The organism is Arthrobacter sp. NQ4, from assembly GCF_029077345.1.
In the GTDB taxonomy this organism is placed as follows: domain Bacteria; phylum Actinomycetota; class Actinomycetes; order Actinomycetales; family Micrococcaceae; genus Arthrobacter.
Map to the genome: position 1 here is coordinate 542,650 of NZ_JARETC010000002.1, position 14,360 is coordinate 557,009.

Consider the following 14,360-nt stretch of genomic DNA (forward strand, 5'->3'; position numbering starts at 1 on the left):
GCGCCCGGTGGTGGCCGCCGGGTTATTGTTCCCTGGTGACCCTACGCAGGTCTTCTTCCGCGATGGACAGCAGGTCCTCGAGCTGGCGCACCCGCTCGTCGGTGACGTCGCCGGTCCTCTGGGCGGCACGGGCGCGTTCCAGGAGCCGCACGGCTTCCTTATGGTTGGCTTTGGCCACGTCCAGTGCGTGCTCGAGGGTGGTTTCGTGCTGAAGTGTCGATTCGTTGTCCATGCCACCAGTGTGGTCCCGTTTCCCGGCTGATTCCAGAGAATCAGCCGGGAATTCGCAGGACGCGGGCGAAGGTGGCTAGACGGCGATCGCGGCCAGGGCGGCAGCGCTTTCCTTGGCAGGGAAGGACGGCGGGTTCACGCCTGCCATCTCTTCCATGACGCGGACCACCTGGCAGCTGTAACCGAACTCGTTGTCGTACCAGACGTAGAGGACCAGGTTCTTGTCCGTGGACACGGTCGCCAGGCCGTCCACGATCCCGGCGCGGCGGGATCCGACGAAGTCGGTGGAGACAACCTCGGGCGAGTCGATGTAGTCGATCTGCTTGCGCAGGTCCGAGTGGAGCGACATTTCACGCAGGTAGTTGTTGACCTCGTCCTTGGTGGTGCCGTTTTCAAGGGTGAGGTTCAGGATGGCCAGCGAAACGTCCGGGGTGGGGACCCGGATGGAGCTGCCGGTGAGCTTGCCCAGGAGTTCGGGCAGGGCCTTCGCCACTGCCTTGGCCGCACCGGTTTCGGTGATGACCATGTTCAGCGCAGCGGAACGGCCGCGGCGGTCGCCCTTGTGGAAGTTGTCGATCAGGTTCTGGTCGTTGGTGAAGGAGTGGACGGTTTCCACGTGGCCGTGGACCACGCCGAACTTGTCGTTGATGGCCTTCAGGACCGGGGTGATGGCGTTGGTGGTGCAGGACGCCGCGGAAACGATCTTGTCCGAGTCGGTGATGTCCCGGTGGTTGATGCCGTGGACGATGTTCTTCAGTTCACCCTTGCCCGGCGCGGTCAGCAGGACCCGCGCGACGCCCTTGCTCTGCAGGTGCTGGGACAGGCCTTCGGCGTCGCGCCAGCGGCCGGTGTTGTCCACCACCAGGGCGTTGTTGATGCCGTAGGCGGTGTAGTCGATGGTGGCGGGGTCGTTCGAGTAGATGACCTGGATCTGGACACCGTTGGCAGTGATGGTGTTGGCCGCCTCGTCGATCCGGATGGTGCCTTCGAAGGACCCGTGGACGGAGTCGCGGCGCAGCAGGCTGGCCCGCTTGGAGAGGTCGTTGTCGGATCCGCGGCGCACCACAATGGCGCGCAGGCGCAGTCCGTGGCCACCGCCGGCCTTTTCGATGAGGAGGCGGGCCAGGAGGCGGCCGATGCGGCCAAAGCCATAGAGCACGACGTCGGTGCTGGTGCGGTCATCGCCGCCCCGCTTGCCCACGATTTCGGCGAGCTCTTCGCGGAGGAATTCCTCCAGCGTGGCGCCGTTGCCTTCTTCCTTGAACTTCTGGTTCAGGCGGGCGATGTCGATCGCGGCGGCACCCAGTTCGAGTCCGGCCAGCGTGTTCAGCAGGGGCGCCGTGTCCTCCAGGAGCAGTTCGTCCTTGCTCATCCGGCGCGCGAAGCGGTGCGCCTTGAGGATGTTCATGGTGGACTTGTTGATCAGGCTCCGGCCGTGGATGCTGGTCACCACGTTGTTTTCGCGGTACAGCCTGCCGATCACCGGGATCATGGCCTCGGCGAGGGCCTCCCGGCCCATCCACGTATCAAGACAAGAATCAGACGTCTGGCTCACAGAAATACCTTCCTCGGTTCAGCCGTGTACGTCGTCGTACACAGATGTAGGCCACCTGATGATGTCCAGGGGCACCGGCGCCCGCAGGGGATGGTCCCCAGGCGCCTGGATCGCGTGCAAAGAAAAACCGCCGGTTGCGGACGCAACTTTCGGCGGTAGAACTCCTGCGTCCGGAATCCATTCTAATTTGGCACGGTCCACGGAACACGCTCGGGATGCGTGAAATCACTCACACGCCCGGGGCGGACCGCACAACGCAGACTGCCGGCCTTCAGTTGTGGATGGCAGAGTACAGGTTCAGGCTGGCGGAGAACACGAGCCAGGAAAAGTACGGCAGCACCAGGTACCCGGCGGTGGCGTCCACCGGTCCGAAGCGCAGGATCAGGAACGCCAGGGTTGCGGTCAGCGCGCAGATGACAGCAAAGGCTGCCCACAGGGCCACCACTCCAAGCATGGGATACATCGCGAAGAACGTCACCGGCCACGCAGTGTTGAGCAGCAGTTGCCCCACATAGCCGGCAAGGGTGCCCCCGGACAGGCGCCCTTTGCGCCAGACCAGCCAGGCCGCTGCCGCCACGCCGGCATAGAGCACCATCCAGGTGGTGCGGAACATCCACGACGGCGGCATCCACGGAGCTTTCAGCGAGCCCGCGTACCAGCCGTTGGAGTTAAGGATGATGGGAACTGAGGCGAGTACCCAGGCCAGCGCGGAAAGGGCCAGGAAACCGGCGAGGGCAACACCCTGTGAACGGACGCCGGGAATGCCCGCTGCGGGTGCGGGACGGGTTTCAGGAATTACGGGCACGGTTCAGGATCCCCGACGCATAGCCCGTGGTCAAACGCGGTTTAAGGATGGGACAGCCGATACGCCGGGTTCTGTTCTCCCCTGCCGTTACCGGAAAGGGAGCGACGGCCATCCATCTACGAGTACCGTTGCCGGCACCCTCCAGCGGCCTACCCGGACACTCGGGCGGGCAGCCCTCGAACGTGTCCTGTCTGGCCTTGCTCCGGGTGGGGTTTACCTAGCCTTCCCGGTCACCCGGGAAGCTGGTGGTCTCTTACACCACCGTTTCACCCTTACCTGCCCTCCCCGGCCGGAGCCGGAAATGCAGGCGGTCTGTTTTCTGTGGCACTGGCCTGCGGGTTACCCCGAGTGGGCGTTACCCACCACCCTGCCCTGCGGAGCCCGGACGTTCCTCGAGCCACTTGCGTGGCGCGCGGCCGTCTGGCTGTCCCATCCGGGTCCCAGTCTACCGGCGCCGCCGGCCGCCTTTTGCCGCCGGTAGGATCGGACGGTGCTGATTCTGCTTCCCCCTTCCGAAGGCAAGACACCCGCGCTCCGCGGCCCCGCCGTCGACTGGACCGCCCTGGGCTTCCCGGAGCTCAACCCGTACCGCGCCAAGGTCCTTGAGGCGCTGGGAACAGTCAGCGCCCATCAGGATGCCCTCGCCCTGCTGGGCGTCGGAGCATCCCTGCGGGACGACGTCGAACGCAATACGCGACTGCATGCCGAACCGGCGGCGCCGGCGCACAGCATTTATTCGGGCGTCCTGTATGACGCCCTGGGCTACCGGACGCTGACGCCGGTTCAGCGCCGGAAGGCCGATGAGTCCGTCCTGGTGATCTCGGCGCTGTGGGGGGCCCTGCGCTTTGGCGACAGCGTTCCTGCCTACCGGTTGTCCATGGGCACGTCCTTGCCCGACGTCGGCCGGCTGGCTCCCTTCTGGAAGGCGCAGCTTGCCGACACCCTGGGCGCAGCAGCCCAGGGACACCTTGTGGTGGACTGCCGGTCCAGCACGTACGCAGCGGCGTGGGCGCCCCCGGCGGAACAGACCGTCTCCGTGAATGTCTTCACCGAGAGTGCAGGAGTCCGCAAGGTAGTGAGCCACTTCGCCAAGCACACGCGCGGCGAACTGGCGCGGCACCTGCTGGTGCGCCGCGGCAAAGCCCCGGCCACGCCGTCGGACCTCCTGAGAGCTGCCCGCGAACAGTGGGACGCCGAACTGGTGCCCGGGACCGCACGCAAGCCGCACGCCCTGAACATCATCCTGCCGGGCTGACCGCCCGGCAGGGTGCCTGTGGGCTGCTTAGGACCACTCGTCCGAACGGACCAGGATGGCGCCGGAGTCCGGGCAGAAAACGATGTCGTCGGCAGCAGCTGCCTTGATCTCGGCGAGGTCGCCGGGGCTGAGCTTCATGCCCGAGGCTTCCGACGTTCCGTGGAAGAGCCTGGCCGCACCCACTCCCCGCTTGGCCAGCGTCTTCTCGTAGACCGCCACCAGGCCCGCGTCCAGGCCTTGGGCAAATTCGCCGCGCTGGGCACGCAGGCCCGCCGCTTCCGTTTCCACTTCGGCCAGGGCCGCATCGAGCTCGGCCCTGATGGTTCCAAAGGACCCCTGGATGTCATCGACGATCTGCTGCTGGGCTGCCTGCCGCTCCCGCAGCGAGTCGAGCCGCTCCATGACTTCCAGTTCCACGTCTTCAAGGTCCGAGCGCCGCTTGTTCAGCGACGCGATGTCCTTTTGAAGTGCCACCAGGTCCTTGGACAGGCCGGTGCCGCTGTTGAGCCTGGCTTCGTCGCGTTCGATGCGCGAGGCAACCTGTTCGACGTCGGCCTCTGCCCGCTTCAGCGCGGCCTCGGCGTCGTGCACGGCCACCTTGGCTGCGCCCAGTTCACCGTTGGCGACGGACAGGGCGGCCTCGAGGTCCTTAATCCGGGGATCGTTTTCCAGCGTGCGGCGGCGGTTGGCGAGGCCCTTCAGCCGGGCATCAAGCCCCTGCAGTTCGAGCAACTTCAACTGTTCCGCCGGTGCTGCCTTAGCCACGTTTACCTCCGCTAGATCCCTTCCGGCCGGGGCCGGGCACCGAACCGGCGCTTCCTAGACTCTAGCCGGGAGTGAGGATGAAGTCCCACGGATCGCTGTTGGTGGTGCTGACCAGGATCTCAACGTCATGGCCCTGGTCGGACAGGACGTTGCCCAGGGCCGCGGCGGCGGCAGGCAGCCACAGCCATTCGCTGGCAAAGTGCGACACGTCCACCAGGTACGGCCGTCCATTGAGGGCGGCCTCGCGCGCCTCCGACGCCGGGTGGTGGCGAAGGTCGGCGGTGACGTAGACGTCGGCATTGCTGGCCCGCACTTCGTTGAACAACGAATCGCCGGCACCGCCGCACACCGCGATGCGCCGAACCAGCCCGTCCTTATCGCCGGAAACACGCACTCCCCCGGCCACGGAGGGAAGGATCCCGAATACGCGGGCGGCGAAGTCGCCCAGGCTCATGGCATCCGCGAGGTCGCCCACGCGCCCGATGCCTTCCTCCGGCAGCCCGTTGGCCGCCACGGTCAACGGGGCGACGTCCTGGAGTCCCAGGGCGTCAGCCAGGACATCGGAGACACCTCCGACGGCGGAGTCGCCGTTGGTGTGCACGGTCAGCAGTGCCGTCCCCGACTCAATAAGCCGGTGCACCGCCCGCCCCTTTGCCGACGTGGCTGCCACGGACGTGACGCCCTTCAACAGCAGGGGGTGGTGGGTGATGAGCAGCTCCGCTCCCCACTCAACCGCTTCCTCAATGACTTCCAGGGTGGGATCGACCGCGAACATCACCTTTGTGACGGGGGCGGACGGGTGGCCCGCGACGAGCCCTACCTCATCCCAGGTCTCCGCCAGGGATTCCGGCCACAGCTCCTCAACCGCAAGCAGCAGCTCAGCCAAAGTCGGGGCGTCCGCGGAACCGGCCGCGGGCGGCGTGTCGGAGGAGGCCTCGCCGTCGTGATCTGCCTGGCCGGTAACGTCGGTGTCCACAGGTTCCATAGTCTTAGTTTTACCCCATGGGCTTCCCGCCGCCGCAGTTTACGGCGCTGTGCCGGGGTACCCGGGGAATCTTCCGGCGCTGTCAACCATTGAAGAGGTCATGAAAACTTTTGTTCTTGGCGGAGGGTGCTTCTGGTGCCTTGACGCCGTCTACCAGAAGACCAGGGGCGTCACCTCCGTTGTATCCGGCTACACCGGCGGGCACGACCCCCACCCGGACTACTACTCGGTCTGCAGCGGGACCACCGGGCACGCCGAAGTTGTGGCGGTGACGTTCGATGAGGACATCATCCCGGCGGAGGTGGTCCTGGACATGTTCTTCGCCCTGCATGACCCCACCACGCTGAACCGCCAGGGATACGACGTCGGCACCCAGTACCGCTCCTCGATGTTCTACGAAACCGACGAGGAAAAGATCCTGTTCGAGGAAGCCATCGACCGCAACCAGGCCCTGTGGTCCCACCCCATCGTTACCGAGGTCAGCCGGCTGCCGCGGTTCCACGTGGCGGAGGAATTCCACCAGGATTACTACGCAAAGCACCCGGAACAGGGGTACTGCCAGGTGATCATCAACCCCAAGCTGGCCAAGGCCAGGAAATATTACTCTGCATGGCTTAACGCTTAGCCCGGCGTTACGCGGCCTCGTTAGGCTGACCTCAGTATCCACCCCTTAGAGATAGGCGTATGTACATGGCACGGATCTATGACGATGTAACGCAGCTGGTCGGCGGGACCCCGCTGGTTCGGTTGAACCGGCTCAGCGAAGGGCTGGACGCCACCGTTGCCGTGAAGCTGGAGTTCTACAACCCGGCCAACAGCGTCAAGGACCGCATCGGTGTCGCCATCATCGACGCCGCGGAAAAGTCGGGCGCCCTGAAGCCCGGCGGCACCATCGTTGAAGGCACCTCCGGCAACACGGGCATTGCCCTGGCCATGGTGGGTGCCGCACGCGGGTACAAGGTCATCCTCACCATGCCCGAGACCATGTCCACAGAGCGCCGGGTCATGCTGCGTGCCTTCGGCGCCGAGATTGTGCTGACTCCGGGATCAGAGGGTATGCGCGGCGCCGTGGAGAAGGCCCAGGAAATCGTGGCCAACACCGAGAACTCCATCTGGGCACAGCAGTTCGCCAACGAAGCCAACCCGGAGATCCACCGCAAGACCACGGCAGAAGAGGTCTGGGCCGACACCGACGGCGCCGTTGACATCTTCGTGGCAGGCATCGGCACCGGCGGAACCATCACCGGCGTCGGACAGGTCCTGAAGGAGCGCAAGCCCGGCGTGCAGATCGTGGCCGTGGAACCCAAGGACTCCCCCATCCTGAACGGCGGCGCCCCCGGCCCGCACAAGATCCAGGGCCTGGGCGCCAACTTCATCCCGGAACTGCTGGACACCAATGTCTACGATGAGGTCATCGACGCCACCCTCGAAGATTCGGTCCGCGTCGCCCGCGACCTGGGCATCAAGGAGGGCATCCTCGGCGGCATCTCCTCCGGAGCCATCGTCTGGGCTGCCCTGGAACTGGCCAAGCGGCCGGAAAACGCCGGCAAGCTGATCGTGGCCGTGGTGTGCGACTTCGGTGAGCGTTACATCTCCACCGTGCTCTATGACGACATCCGCGGCTGATCAGTCCGCTCTCCGCCCGATTCCTGTAGAAAGAACTTTGTGGGCTTTTTCGCAAGACTAAAGGAAGACCTCGACGCCGCCCGGTCCCACGACCCGGCGGCTCGAGGTTCTTTTGAGAACTTTTTCGCCTATTCCGGGCTGCATGCCATCTGGATCCACCGGCTGACCCACCGCATGTGGCAGAAGCCGGAGCTGCGTTTCCCGGCCCGGCTCCTGTCGCAGCTGGGCAGGTCCTGGACCGGGATCGAGATCCATCCAGGCGCCACCATTGGCCGCCGCTTCTTCATCGACCACGGCATGGGGGTGGTGATCGGCGAGACTGCCGAGATCGGCGAGGACGTGATGATCTATCACGGTGTGACGCTGGGCGGCCGTTCGCTGGCCAGGATCAAGCGGCACCCCACGATTGGCGACCGCGTGACCATCGGTGCGGGCGCCAAGATCCTGGGGCCCATCACCATTGGCCGGGACAGTGCCGTGGGAGCCAACGCCGTGGTGGTCAAGGACGCGCCGCCGGAGTCCATCATCACCGGAGTTCCCGCCAAGTGGCGGCACCGGGATGCCCAGCGGGAGACCAAGCCCGCGGTGGATCCGGCCGAATACGACATCGAGTACCGGATCTAGCGGACGCAGTTCGGGCCCGGCCCGCTGCGTTGCTAACCGGGGAAACGCCTGTAGATGGCCCACAAAACGGCATCGAAGGCACGGTCCGGGAGCAGCCGGCGCAACAGCAGGATGGCCCGCGCGCCCTTACCCACCGGATACCGGGTCCTGGGCCGCGGCGAAGTGGCGGCATGGACAATCGCCTCCGCAATAACCTCCGGGCGCGAGGACATAGCCGAACCGTCGGTGGAGGCCAGCGCGGCTGCCACGACCTTGGCCTGCACCGCATAAGGTCCCGAGCCCGAATTGGCCAACAGGCCCTCGGAGGAGATGGCCCCCCATTCAGACTGGGTACCGCCCGGTTCGATAATGGCCACCTCGATTCCGTGCGGCTTGAGCTCCACCCGGAGCGAATCGCTGAGGCCCTCCACCGCGAACTTCGTGGCGTGGTACCAGGCGCCCAGCGGCTCGTACATCTTTCCGCCGATCGATGAGATATTGATGATCCGGCCCCTGCCGGCGGCGCGCATGGCCGGCAGGACGAGCTGCGTCATCCGGGCCAGCCCGAAAAGGTTGACCTCAAACTGCCGCCGGCCTTCGGCCAGCTCCACTTCCTCCAGCGACCCGTAGGACCCGTACCCGGCGTTGTTGACCAGCACGTCGATCCTGCCGTGGGCTGCGAGAACCTCCCCCACGGCCGCACCCATGGACTCCTCGTCTGTCACATCCAGCGGCAGGATCCGAACGCCGTCAGCCCTGAGCGGTTCCATTTTCTCCACCCGGCGGGCGCCGGCGTAGACGGTGAAACCGTGGGCCGCGAGCTTTTTTGCGGCTTCAAAGCCGATTCCCGTGGACGCGCCGGTGACAAAAACGACAGGCTGGCTCATGGGCGGGACTCCTTGGGACGGTGCGGCGGGACGGGCAGGCAGCGCGGATCGACGGTCGTTCCGGCAGGAAACACCAGCGGCCGGCGCCCCCAGAGTATCGGGTAGCGCCGGCCGCCGGGCCGGAAACGGTGCGGACTAGTGCGTGTCCACCGCTTCGACCTCGGACTTGTCTTCGCCCCAGAGGGTGTGGAAGGTCCCCTCGGCGTCGACGCGGCCGTAGGTGTGGGCGCCGAACAGGTCGCGCTGGCCCTGGATCAGGGCGGCAGCCACGCGCTTGCGCCGCAGGCCGTCGTAGTACGCCAGGGACGACGAGAACACCGGCACCGGAATGCCGAGCTGGACGGCGGTGGCAACAACGCGGCGCCAGGCCGGCAGGGCGTCTGCGATGGCCTTGGTGAACGCCGGCGCGAACAGCAGGTTGGCCGGCTTCTCGTCGGCGGCGTACGCCTTGGTGATGTCCTTGAGGAGCTCGGCGCGGATGATGCAACCAGCGCGCCACAGGGACGCGATTTCGTCCAGCTTCAGGTCCCAGCCGTATTCCTTGGCCGCGGAGGTGAGCATGTCCAGGCCCTGGGCGTAGGAGACCAGCTTGGAGGCGTAGAGCGCCTGGCGGACGTCCTCGACGAACGTCTCCGGGATCTCCACTGTGACCTCGTTGCCGGCCAGCAGTTCCTGGCCCAGCTTGCGCTGCGCGGCCTGGGAGGACAGTGCACGGGCAAAGACCGACTCAGCGATCCCCGACACCGGCGAGCCCAGTTCCAGGGCGGAGATGACAGTCCAGCGGCCGGTGCCCTTTTGGCCTGCGGCGTCGACGACGACGTCCACGAACGGCTTGCCGGTCTTGGCGTCAACGTGGCCCAGCACTTCGGCCGAGATCTCGATCAGGAAGGAGGACAGCTCGCCCTGGTTCCACTCGGAGAAGATCTTTGCCTGCTCGGCCGGCTCGATGCCCGCGCCGGAGCGCAGCAGGTCGAAAGCCTCGCCGATGACCTGCATGTCGGCGTATTCGATGCCGTTGTGGACCATTTTGACGAAGTGACCGGCGCCGTCAGTGCCGATCCAGGCGCAGCAGGGCTCGCCGTCGACCTTTGCGGAGATCTTTTCCAGCAGCGGGCCAAGTGCCTTGTAGGACTCTTTGGAACCGCCGGGCATGATGGACGGCCCGTTCAGCGCACCTTCCTCGCCGCCGGACACGCCGACGCCCACGAAGTGCAGGTCCTTCTTGGCCAAGGCCGCTTCCCGGCGGCGGGTGTCCTCGTAGTGGGAGTTGCCGGCGTCGATAATGATGTCGCCCGGCTCCAGCAGCGGCTCCAGCTGTTCGATGACCGAGTCGACGGGCTTGCCGGCCTTGACCATGATGAGGACGCGGCGGGGCTTCTCCAGGGAGTCCACCAGTTCCTGCAGGGTCTCGGTGCGGACGAAGTCACCCTCCGAGCCGTGCTTTTCCAGCAGCGCATCCGTCTTCTCCACGGACCTGTTGTGCAGCGCAACAGTGAAGCCGTTGCGGGCCAGGTTCCGGGCGAGGTTGGCGCCCATGACGGCGAGTCCGGTGACACCGATGTGTGCAGACATCAATAACTCCAATTCATTGGTGGCCTCGGCTGCCGGCTTCCGCAGGCGGGAAGTCACCGGGCCAGATCAGGGGGTCGGAATAAAGCATATATATTCTGGCGGTGACGCGAAAGTAACGTCCGCGTCATGGAACCCTTTGTGTCGGTGCCAGTCTAGGGCTGCTGCCTTGCAGTGTCCTGGGCCGTGGGCTTGCCTGAGCTCCGGACGCCTGCCAACAACTAGGCTTAGCTTCATGACCAGCAGCCTCCACCACCGCGCCATCGACAACCTGGGCACGCGGATCATCTCGGGGGATCTTCCTGCCGGCCATGTCATGCTCGCGGAGCAGCTTGAGGTTGAACTGAAGGTTTCCCGGTCCGTGATCCGGGAAGCGGTACGGGTCCTGCAGTCCCTGGGCCTGGTGGAAACCACCAAGCGGGTGGGTATCCGGGTGCTGCCGGCCAGCCGGTGGAATCCCTTTGATCCGCAGGTCATCCGGTGGCGACTGGCCAGCGATGCACGCGGCGCCCAGCTGCGCTCCCTTGCCGAACTGCGGGCAGCAGTGGAGCCTGCGGCTGCCGAACTGGCCGCGCAGAACGCTCCGGCAGCGCTGCGGATGGAACTCGTGGACGTGGCCCGGGCCATGCGGGAGGCCGGCAACAACGGCGAGGTGGCCCGGTTCCTGGAACTGGACATCCGCTTCCATTCGCTCCTGCTCTCAGGCTCAGGAAACGAGATGTTCGCCAACCTTATGGGCCAGGTGGCGGAAACCCTGACAGGCCGCACCGTCCACGGACTGATGCCCGACCACCCGCACCAGGCAGCCCTGCAGTGGCATGAGGATGTGGCGGAAGCGATCGCCCGTGGCGACGCTGTGTCCGCGCGTGAGGCCTCGGACCGGATCATGCGGCGCACGATGTCCCAAATGGCCGATACCTGGACGGAACAGCCGCGGGTCTTTATTCCTGTTCGGCAGTAAGCATGAGCGGGAACCGGGAAGAGACGTGTAATACCCGCGACATGTGACTTTTTGTTTCCGGGAGTTCACGGTATATTCATCCCAGGCCCTCCACCGCGGCATCCCCCAATAGTCGCGGTGGAGGGTTTTCCAATGCCCGGACAAAGGCGCGGAGCCTGACCTCCTACGCTGCGCCGGCCACCGGTTCCCTCAGCCGCCAGCCGCCGCCCAGCCCGTCCCGCTGAAGATGCATGGTGGTCAGGGCCGACCTGGAGTTGTTTCCCAGCCTGACCTGTACCTGCAGGACTTCGACGTCCACACCGCTGCTGCCTTTGGGCATCCGGCGGCTGGTTTCCCACCAGTTGACGCGCTCGAACCACCTCACCGGCTCGGCACCCACGGCCCATTCCCTGCCCCGGCTCAGCACCGCCGTCGGCATTCCATCGCTGTCTGTGTGCACTATGACGTGTTCCATTCCTGCAAGCTATGGCAAGGCACTGACAATGGCGCTGGGAGGGCGGCGCAACAAAAAAACCCCGCTGCCTCCGCCATCAGGCAGGGGCAACGGGGTTTTGCTGGTGGGTCCTACCGGGATCGAACCGATGACATCCACGGTGTAAACGTGGCGCTCTACCAGCTGAGCTAAAGACCCAAATTGCGTGGTTTCCGGCCGTTCCGCCGTAACCAACGAACATAGACTCTACCCGACTGGGGGCCGGAAACGCGAATCCATGGAAGAAGCGTCCCGCCTACAGCGAAGGAAGTTCCGCGGCCAGGTAATCCAGTGCCTGGCTGACACCGGTTTCCAGCTTGATGGTTGCCTTGTCATCGCCACGGGTGGCGCCCCGGTTGATGATGACGACGGGCTTGGATTCCTTGGCGGCGTGCCTGACGAACCGCAGGCCGCTCATGACAGTCAGCGACGACCCGGCGACCACCAGCGCCGCAGCCTGGTCCACCATTGCGTACGAGCGCTCCACGCGGTCCTTGGGCACGTTCTCGCCGAAGTAGACGAAATCCGGCTTAAGGGTACCGCCGCATGCGGGACACACCGCCACCACAAAGCTGCTGATGAGGGCCTGGTCCTCCACGGTGGCGTCAGCGTCGGGGGCCATTTCCACGAGTCCGCCGGCCGCTGCCCGCTCCAGGAAGCCGGGGTTGAGTTCCTCAAAGACACCGGCCAGCAGGCGACGGGAGTATGTGCGCCGGCAGTCCAGGCAAACCACCTGGTCATACCTTCCGTGGAGATCCACCACGTTGGAGCTGCCGGCGTCCTGGTGCAGGCGGTCGACGTTCTGGGTTATCAGCCCGGTGAGGTAGCCGCGCCGCTCCAGCGCCGCGGCGGAATAGTGGCCCTGGTTCGGGTCTGCATGCCGCATGTGGGACCAGCCGATGTGGTTCCTGGCCCAGTACCGCTGCCGGTTGGCCGCGTCCCGGACGAATTCCTGGTACGTCATGGGCGAACGGGGCGGCGAATCCGGACCGCGGTAATCCGGAATGCCGGAGTCGGTACTGAGGCCGGCGCCCGTCAGCAGGGCGAAGGGGGCGCCCGCGAGAAGGTCCCGGATCCGTGCCAGAACCGCGAGGTCATTGCCGGAAGGCGGGGCCGGGGCTACCGGCGGCATGCTGGCGAAGCCGGTAAGGCCCGTCCCCCGCCGTTCCCCAGCCATGCTGCCTCAGGCCTGCTTAAGATCCGCCAGCGCGGCGCGGTATTCGCTGAAGTCGCGGGCCTGGCCGCGGGGGTTCACCACGCTGTAGCGGACCCTCCCGTCACCATCAATGATGAAGGTGGCCCGCTTCGCCATGCCGCTGCCGGCGTCGAACACGCCGTAGGCATTCGCCACGGCGCCGTGGGGCCAGAAATCAGCCAGAAGGTCGAAGGTGTAGCCCTCCTGCGCCGCGTAGGCCCGGAGGCTGAACTTGCTGTCCACGGACACGGCCAGGACAACCGCATTCGAATACTCGAACATGCCCAGGTTGTCCCGGATTTCGCAAAGTTCACCGGTACAGATACCCGAAAACGCAAAGGGGTAAAAGACCAGCGCCACGTTTTGCCCCCGGAAAGAGGAGAGCTTCACCGGCTCGCCGTATTGGTTGGCCAGCTCAAAATCGGGAGCTGCGGCGCCCAGCGAAGGAACAGCTGCAGACGCGGCCTCAACCGCTGCCGTCACTTGTTCTTCCTGCTGACCAGGCGGACGGCGCTCCAGTCCTTTGAGACCCCGGCTGAGGTGGTGACATGCAGGCCCGCCGTGGGAGCAGCCTCCTGGATTTCCGCCGGCGAAACGTAGCCGTCCCGGCCCGACTTGGGGGTGAGCACCCAGACAACGCCGTTTTCGCTCAGGGTGGTGAGGGAATCCATCAGGCTGTCCACCAGGTCCCCGTCGCCGTCGCGCCACCAAAGGATGACGGCGTCCGCCACCTCATGGTCGTCCTCGTCAAGCATTTCGGACCCGGTGAGGTCCTCAATATCGTCACGCAAGTCGAAATCGACATCGTCGTCGTAACCGAACTCCTGAATCAGATCCCCATTTTTGAAACCCAATTTTTCCGCCACATTTACCGAAGTGGCGGCGTCGGCCTCGCTCACGTGTTCCTCCAATACCTCATATATGCGGTGTGCATAGTGATTTCCATTACTCCCAAGCCAACACCCTTTGTGCCTGCGCTTCAAGCTGCCGCCCCCTGGACTGCGCATATTCTGCGTCACATCGGGCCACAGCGGCCCCGGCACAGGGGCTTTTCGTCACACAACCAGTATGACGAACGAAATACAACTGCAGCACCCGGACCGCAGCTACGCATCGTCTTGCCGTGACGGCTAGAGTGGCTGATGACAACTATGCCTGCGGACGACGACCTTGTGACTCCGTGCAGACATAGGAGCGCTAGGAAGCTGCCCGGCACACATGACCGGGCTGTTGTAACCGATACGTCGCACACGGCGTATATACGCCGGGCAGTCACCCTGCCTGGCCTGAGTGCGCCGATTCATGCGCGCAAAGAGAGGTTGGACGTGGCTGCAGGAGAAGATACCTCCCATATCCTCAGCGGGTTGACTAACCAGCTGCCTGATCGTGATCCGGAAGAGACTGCCGAGTGGGTTGAGTCCCTGGACGCGTTGATCAGGGAACAGGGCACC

General features: G+C 65.2%; 16 protein-coding genes, 1 tRNA gene and 1 other RNA gene. 5 read left to right on the plus strand and 13 right to left on the minus strand.

Going from position 1 to position 14,360, the window contains the following annotated elements; genetic code table 11:
* Positions 1–22: 22 nt before the first annotated feature.
* The 4 genes from PUN51_RS06360 to rnpB form a co-directional block, all read right to left on the minus strand.
* Positions 23–232, minus strand: coding sequence for a hypothetical protein (locus tag PUN51_RS06360; protein ID WP_159631767.1), 210 nt, complete (start codon positions 230–232; stop codon positions 23–25).
* 75 nt (positions 233–307) lie between these two features.
* Positions 308–1,786 (minus strand): glyceraldehyde-3-phosphate dehydrogenase, encoded by a 1,479-nt coding sequence (locus PUN51_RS06365; protein ID WP_159631766.1) that lies wholly within the window; start codon positions 1,784–1,786, stop codon positions 308–310.
* Between the two features lie 271 nt (positions 1,787–2,057).
* Positions 2,058–2,591: a TspO/MBR family protein gene (locus PUN51_RS06370; protein ID WP_201302415.1), complete on the minus strand. Its 534-nt coding sequence runs from the start codon at positions 2,589–2,591 to the stop codon at positions 2,058–2,060.
* A 44-nt stretch (positions 2,592–2,635) separates the two neighbouring features.
* Positions 2,636–3,023: RNase P RNA component class A (gene rnpB, locus PUN51_RS06375), an RNA gene on the minus strand.
* Positions 3,024–3,081: 58 nt separating this feature from the next.
* Here rnpB and PUN51_RS06380 point away from each other — a divergent pair.
* Positions 3,082–3,846 carry a YaaA family protein gene (locus PUN51_RS06380; protein ID WP_224026379.1) on the plus strand — a complete coding sequence of 255 codons (765 nt, stop codon included), beginning with the start codon at positions 3,082–3,084 and terminating at the stop codon, positions 3,844–3,846.
* A 27-nt stretch (positions 3,847–3,873) separates the two neighbouring features.
* On the opposite strand, the gene PUN51_RS06385 is transcribed toward PUN51_RS06380, so the two are convergent.
* Entirely contained in the window at positions 3,874–4,611 is a 738-nt protein-coding gene (locus tag PUN51_RS06385) for a zinc ribbon domain-containing protein (protein WP_159631764.1), read from the minus strand.
* 61 nt (positions 4,612–4,672) lie between these two features.
* On the minus strand, positions 4,673–5,596 hold the full coding sequence (locus tag PUN51_RS06390; protein WP_201302414.1) for a Nif3-like dinuclear metal center hexameric protein: 924 nt from the start codon (positions 5,594–5,596) through the stop codon (positions 4,673–4,675).
* 100 nt (positions 5,597–5,696) lie between these two features.
* On the opposite strand from PUN51_RS06390, the gene msrA reads away from it, so the two are divergent.
* The 3 genes from msrA (at position 5,697) to epsC (ending at position 7,846) form a co-directional block, all read left to right on the plus strand.
* Positions 5,697–6,221: a peptide-methionine (S)-S-oxide reductase MsrA gene (msrA, locus tag PUN51_RS06395; protein ID WP_224026381.1), complete on the plus strand. Its 525-nt coding sequence runs from the start codon at positions 5,697–5,699 to the stop codon at positions 6,219–6,221.
* 65 nt (positions 6,222–6,286) lie between these two features.
* On the plus strand, positions 6,287–7,222 hold the full coding sequence (gene cysK, locus PUN51_RS06400; RefSeq protein ID WP_159631762.1) for a cysteine synthase A: 936 nt from the start codon (positions 6,287–6,289) through the stop codon (positions 7,220–7,222).
* A 39-nt stretch (positions 7,223–7,261) separates the two neighbouring features.
* A complete protein-coding gene (gene epsC, locus PUN51_RS06405; RefSeq protein WP_159631761.1) occupies positions 7,262–7,846 on the plus strand; it encodes a serine O-acetyltransferase EpsC in 585 nt (194 codons plus the stop codon).
* 32 nt (positions 7,847–7,878) lie between these two features.
* On the opposite strand, the gene PUN51_RS06410 is transcribed toward epsC, so the two are convergent.
* Together PUN51_RS06410 and gndA are read right to left on the minus strand one after the other, a co-directional pair.
* Positions 7,879–8,712, minus strand: coding sequence for an oxidoreductase (locus tag PUN51_RS06410; protein ID WP_275180272.1), 834 nt, complete (start codon positions 8,710–8,712; stop codon positions 7,879–7,881).
* A gap of 135 nt (positions 8,713–8,847) precedes the next feature.
* Positions 8,848–10,284 carry an NADP-dependent phosphogluconate dehydrogenase gene (gndA, locus tag PUN51_RS06415; RefSeq protein WP_224026383.1) on the minus strand — a complete coding sequence of 479 codons (1,437 nt, stop codon included), beginning with the start codon at positions 10,282–10,284 and terminating at the stop codon, positions 8,848–8,850.
* Positions 10,285–10,516: 232 nt separating this feature from the next.
* On the opposite strand from gndA, the gene PUN51_RS06420 reads away from it, so the two are divergent.
* Positions 10,517–11,242, plus strand: a complete 726-nt coding sequence (locus PUN51_RS06420) for a FadR/GntR family transcriptional regulator (RefSeq protein WP_159631758.1) — start codon at positions 10,517–10,519, stop codon at positions 11,240–11,242.
* A gap of 163 nt (positions 11,243–11,405) precedes the next feature.
* Here the strand turns inward: PUN51_RS06420 and PUN51_RS06425 are convergent, their stop codons facing one another.
* From PUN51_RS06425 to PUN51_RS06445, 5 genes are all read right to left on the minus strand, one after another.
* The gene (locus PUN51_RS06425) at positions 11,406–11,696 is read right to left on the minus strand and encodes a hypothetical protein (RefSeq protein ID WP_275180273.1); all 291 of its coding nucleotides are present in this window, start codon (positions 11,694–11,696) and stop codon (positions 11,406–11,408) included.
* 101 nt (positions 11,697–11,797) lie between these two features.
* Positions 11,798–11,873, minus strand: a tRNA-Val gene (locus PUN51_RS06430).
* A 97-nt stretch (positions 11,874–11,970) separates the two neighbouring features.
* Positions 11,971–12,891: an NAD-dependent protein deacetylase gene (locus tag PUN51_RS06435; protein ID WP_275180274.1), complete on the minus strand. Its 921-nt coding sequence runs from the start codon at positions 12,889–12,891 to the stop codon at positions 11,971–11,973.
* 6 nt (positions 12,892–12,897) lie between these two features.
* Entirely contained in the window at positions 12,898–13,392 is a 495-nt protein-coding gene (locus PUN51_RS06440) for a peroxiredoxin (RefSeq protein ID WP_224026385.1), read from the minus strand.
* A complete protein-coding gene (locus tag PUN51_RS06445) occupies positions 13,389–13,808 on the minus strand; it encodes a DUF3052 domain-containing protein (RefSeq protein ID WP_141160169.1) in 420 nt (139 codons plus the stop codon). Before PUN51_RS06445 ends, PUN51_RS06440 begins: the two co-directional genes overlap by 4 nt.
* Positions 13,809–14,360 lie beyond the last annotated feature (552 nt).